This is a genomic window from Streptomyces sp. NPDC057654, assembly GCF_042800135.1.
Lineage (GTDB): Bacteria > Actinomycetota > Actinomycetes > Streptomycetales > Streptomycetaceae > Streptomyces.
Genome location: NZ_JBHVHQ010000650.1, coordinates 1 through 4,958 on the forward strand (window position 1 = coordinate 1; position 4,958 = coordinate 4,958).

A 4,958-nucleotide genomic window follows, 5' to 3' on the forward strand; every position below is an offset into this window, starting at 1 on the left:
GCACGCTGCCGTCGGCCCCGATGAGCGCGACGTCGGTCTTGCTGTTGCCCGCGTCGATGGCGAGCGTTGCCCCTGGCCGGAGCGCCTGAGGTGACTGGGCGTCGGTCAGGCCCACGTGAGGTGCTCCCGGTTGTGCGCGATGAGGTCGTCCGTCAGCTTCTGCGCGTACTCGATCTGGCCGACGAGCGGGTGCGCGAGCAGCGCCTCGAACACCCGGTCCGCGCCGCCCTTGAGGGCCGCCTCCAGCGCCAGGTGCTCGTACCCCGTGACGTTCGCGATCAGCCCCGAGTACAGCGGCTCCAGCGCCGGAACCGGCAGCGGGTGCGTGCCGCGGGCGTCGACGGTCGCCGGGACCTCGATGACCGCGTCGTCGGGGAGGAACGGCAGGGTGCCGTTGTTCAGGGTATTCACGACCTGCACGTCGCCCGTGTCGCGCAGCAGCGAGGAGGTCAGCGCGACGGCCGCCTCCGAGTAGAACGCGCCGCCGCGCTTGCCCAGCAGCGCCGGCTTCTCGTCCAGCGCCGGGTCGCCGTACATCTGGAGGAGCTGCTTCTCCATCTCGGCCACCTCGGCGGCGCGCGACGGCTTGGTCTTCAGCTCCCGTACGACCTCGTCGTGCTGGTAGAAGTAGCGCAGGTAGTACGAGGGGACGACGCCGAGGCGGTCCACCAGGGAGCGCGGCATGTGCAGGTCCGCCGCGATGGCCTCGCCGTGCTCGGCGAGCAGCTTGGGCAGCACGTCCTCGCCGCCGACGCGCACGCCCCGCTCCCACGTGAGGTGGTTGAGTCCCACGTGGTCGAGGGCGACCTCCTCCGGCGTGACGTCGAGCAGCTTCGCGAACTTCCGCTGGAAGCCGATGGCCACGTTGCACAGACCGACGGCCTTGTGGCCGGCCGTCAGCAGCGCGCGGGTGACGATGCCGACCGGGTTGGTGAAGTCGATGATCCACGCGTTCGGGTTGCGGCGGCGCACCCGCTCGGCGATGTCGAGGACCACGGGGACCGTGCGCAGCGCCTTGGCGAGGCCGCCCGCGCCGGTGGTCTCCTGGCCGACGCAGCCGCACTCCAGCGGCCAGGTCTCGTCCTGGTTGCGGGCCGCCTGGCCGCCCACGCGCAGCTGGAGCAGGACGGCGTCGGCGCCGTCCACGCCGGCGTCGACGTCATCGGTCCAGGAGATGCGGCCGGGGTGGCCCTGCTTGGCGAAGATGCGCCGCGCCAGCCCGCCCACCAGCTCCAGCCGGTCGGCGGCCGGGTCGATGAGGACGAGCTCCTCAAGCGGCAGCACGTCGCGCAGCCGCGCGAATCCGTCGATGAGTTCGGGGGTGTAGGTCGAGCCTCCGCCGACCACTGCGAGCTTCACGAAAAATCAGCCCTTTACTCCGGTGAGAGTGACGCCTTCGACGAAGGCCTTTTGTGCGAAGAAGAAAACAATGATGACAGGGGCCATGACCAGGATGGTCGCGGCCATTGTCATGTTCCAGTTGACGCTGTGCGCGCTCTTGAACGATTCGAGCCCGTAACTCAGCGTCCACGCGCCCGGGTTCTGCGCCGCGTAGATCTGCGGGCCGAAGTAGTCGTTCCAGCAGTAGAAGAACTGGAAGAGCGCGACGGCTGCGATGCCGGGCTTGGCCATCGGGACCACGATCTTCAACAGGGTGCGCATATCGCCGCAGCCGTCGACCTTCGCCGACTCGATGTACTCCTTGGGAATCGTCAGCAGGAACTGGCGCAGCAGGAATATGGAGTACGCGTCGCCGAACGCCATCGGGATGATGAGCGGCCACAGCGAGCCGGACAGGTGCAGCTGCTGGGCCCACACCAGGTACATCGGGATCACGATGACCTGCGGCGGCAGCATCATCGTGGAGATCACCAGCATCATCGCGACCCGGCGGCCCCGGAAGCGGAACTTCGCGAGGGCGTACGCCACGGGTATCGACGAGCACACGGTGAAGAGCGTGCCCAGCCCCGCGTACATCAGCGAGTTCTTCCACCAGTCCAGGAAACCGGGGGTGTTGATGACGTCGGCGTAGTTGGACCAGTTCCATTCGTGCGGCCACAGGTCGCCGCTCATCGCCTGGCTGTCGCTCATCACGGATGTCAGGAAGACGAAGACGAACGGCAGCACGAAGAAGAGCGCGGCGGCGATGGCGACCGAGTGCACCGCGATCCAGTGCAGGGCCCGCTTGCGGCGGATCGCGGCAGGCTGGCGCACGGGAGCCTGGCGCGACGGGGCCGGCGCGGGCTGCGGGGCGGTCAGGGTGGTCGTGGTCATGGGATCAGTCCTCCGCCGTCAGCAGGCCGGCGCGCTTGCGCATCAGCAGCGAGGTCACGGCCATGGCGATGACGAAGAGTACGAGCGAGAGCACGCACGCCGCGCCGGTGTTGAAGTTCTGGAAGCCGAGCTGGTAGACGAGCTGCGGCACGGTGAGGGTCGAGTGGTCGGGGTAGCCGGGCTGGATGACCGTGCCGGGGCCGATGGTCACGCCGGATGCGAGCTTCCCGGCGACCAGCGCCTGCGTGTAGTACTGCATGGTCTGCACGACGCCCGTGACCACCGCGAACATCACGATCGGGGTGATCGACGGCCAGGTCACGTAGCGGAACTTGGAGAACGCGCCCGCGCCGTCCAGCTCCGCGGCCTCGTACTGCTCCTTCGGCACGTCCAGCAGCGCGGCCATGAAGATGACCATCAGGTCGCCGATGCCCCACAGCGAGAGCATCACCAGCGAGGGCTTGGCCCAGGCCGCGTCGTTGAACCAGTTCGGGGCGTTGATGCCGATCGCCGAAAGGGCCTCGTTGACCGGGCCCGTACCGGGGTTCAGCAGGAAGACGAAGGCGACGGTCGCGGCGACCGGCGGCGCGAGATAGGGAATGTAGAAGGCGGTCCGGAAGAATCCGACACCGGCCTTGATCTTCGTGATGAGCAGCCCGATGCCGAGGCCGAAGACGACGCGCAGCGCGACCATCACGACGACCAGCCACAGCGTGTTCCACAGCGCCGGGCCGAACAGCGGCATCTGGGTCAGCACGTACTTCCAGTTGCGCAGCCCCACGAAATCCGGGTTCTGGATCTGGTTGTAGTGCATGAACGAGAAATAGACGGTGGCGAGGAGCGGATAGCCGAAGAAGACGGTGAAACCGACCAGCCACGGGGAGAGGAACCCGAGGGTGCGCAGTCGCTCGCGGGTGTGCTTGCGGCGCAGCTCGGGCGCCTTGTCCAGGCGGGCCGGCTTCTTGCGCGCGGGCGGCTGGGTGACAGCTGGGGATATGGCCATGGCGGTACTCCGTCAGTTCTCAGACTGGACGTTGTCGGCGTCGATCTGTTTGTCGAGGTCGCGCAGGCCCTTGTCCAGGTCCGGGACCTTTCCGGCCTCCACGTTGTAGGAGAAGTCCTGGAGCGTGGTGACGTACTGCCCGCCGTTGTTGGAGGGCGGCACGGTCTGGCTGTTCGGGTTCTGCGCGATGTCCAGGAACGTACGGAAGGACGGATCCGCGTCCAGCTTCGGCGACTTCAGCGCCGCGAAGGTGGACGGCACATTGTGAATGGCGTTCGCGAAGGCGACGACCTGATCGGTGTCGGCCGTCAGGAACTTCACCAGTTCCCAGGCCGCGTTCTGGTGCTTGCTGCTGTGCGAGATGCCCGCCACGGTGCCGGTCAGATAGCCGCGCCCGTATTTGTCGGCCTGGTCGTCCGGTACGGGCATGGGGGCGGTGCCCCAGCCGAACTTGGCCTTGTCCTCCTTGAGTTTCAGCCCGCGCCACTCGCCGTCCATGACCATGGCCAGCTTGCCCTTGTTGAAGGCGTTCTGCGAGGACATCTCCTCACCGAAGGTGGTCCGGAAACTTTCCAGGGCGTCGTATCCGCCAAGGGCCTTGATCATGTCCAGCTGAGTGGTGAAGAACTGCTTCGAGCCGGGGTCTTTCGACAGGGCAGCCTTGCCGTTCTTGTCGAAGTACTCGGGGGCCCACTGGGCGAACGGCCGGTCCGGGCTGTTCTGGTAGAGCCGGAAGTCGGGCATATAGCCGAGCTGCTTGTACGAGCCGCCCTTGGCCCGCTCCGTCAGCTTCACCGCGTCCTCTGTGAACTCGGACATGGTGCGCGGCGGCCGGGAGATGCCGGCCTTCTCGAAGGCGTCCTTGTTGTAGTAGAGCCCGAAGGAATCGGCGAGCAGCGGCAGCGCGCACTGCTTTCCCTCGTACTGCGTGTAGTCCAGCAGGGTGCTGGGGAAGACCTTCGACTTCTCCATGCCGGACTTCTTCAGGAACGGGTCCAGATCCACCCACATGCCCGACGAGCAGTACTGCCCCACATTGTTGGTGGTGAACGACGACACGACGTCCGGGGAGTCGTCGCCCCCTGCCCGCAGCGCCTGGTTGATGGTCTCGTCGGTGACGTTGCCCGTCGATTTCACCTTGATATTGGGGTGCTGCTTCTCGAACCGCTTGATCGACGCGTTGATGGCGGCGACCTCGTTCTTGTCCGACCAGCCGTGCCAGAACTTCAGCGTGACGGGCTTGGTCGGGTCGTCCGTGTCACTTCCGGTACTCGGGTTGGCGCAGCCCGCGAGGAGCAGGCCGGCGGTGGCGAGGACCGAGCCGAGGACGGCCGGCGCGCGGCGACTTCGCGTACGCGGCATGGCGGAACTTCCTTTATGGCGGGGGCTGGTGGCGGGGCTGATGACGGGGGAGGGGAACGGTGTGGCGGAACTGCTCGTGCGGCGGGGGGCCGTCGCGGCCGCCACGGGGGCCCGGTGGGGGTCAGGCCGTGTCGAAAACCGTGTTGCGCGCCTCGGCGAGCGCGGTTTGCAGCGCGCCGATGAGAATGGGGGAGCCGTCCACGGCGGTCATCCGCAACTGCGGCTCGGGCAGGGCGATTCCGGTCAGTTCGGCCGCCACCAGCTCGCGCAGCCGCTCGCCGCAGGTCTGCGGCAGCGCCCCGGCCAGGACCACCAGCTC

4 protein-coding genes and 1 pseudogene are annotated in these 4,958 nt (G+C 67.4%); all 5 read right to left on the reverse strand.

The features are described from left to right. Positions 1–105: 105 nt before the first annotated feature. Entirely contained in the window at positions 106–1,359 is a 1,254-nt protein-coding gene (locus ACFU99_RS32810; protein WP_384398976.1) for a 6-phospho-beta-glucosidase, read from the reverse strand. A gap of 6 nt (positions 1,360–1,365) precedes the next feature. Then, on the reverse strand, positions 1,366–2,274 hold the full coding sequence (locus ACFU99_RS32815) for a carbohydrate ABC transporter permease (protein ID WP_384398978.1): 909 nt from the start codon (positions 2,272–2,274) through the stop codon (positions 1,366–1,368). 4 nt (positions 2,275–2,278) lie between these two features. Beyond that, on the reverse strand, positions 2,279–3,277 hold the full coding sequence (locus ACFU99_RS32820; RefSeq protein WP_384398980.1) for a carbohydrate ABC transporter permease: 999 nt from the start codon (positions 3,275–3,277) through the stop codon (positions 2,279–2,281). 12 nt (positions 3,278–3,289) lie between these two features. Next, positions 3,290–4,639, reverse strand: a complete 1,350-nt coding sequence (locus ACFU99_RS32825) for an ABC transporter substrate-binding protein (RefSeq protein ID WP_384398982.1) — start codon at positions 4,637–4,639, stop codon at positions 3,290–3,292. 121 nt (positions 4,640–4,760) lie between these two features. Next, positions 4,761–4,958, reverse strand: a pseudogene (locus ACFU99_RS32830) (sugar kinase); the annotation flags it as partial.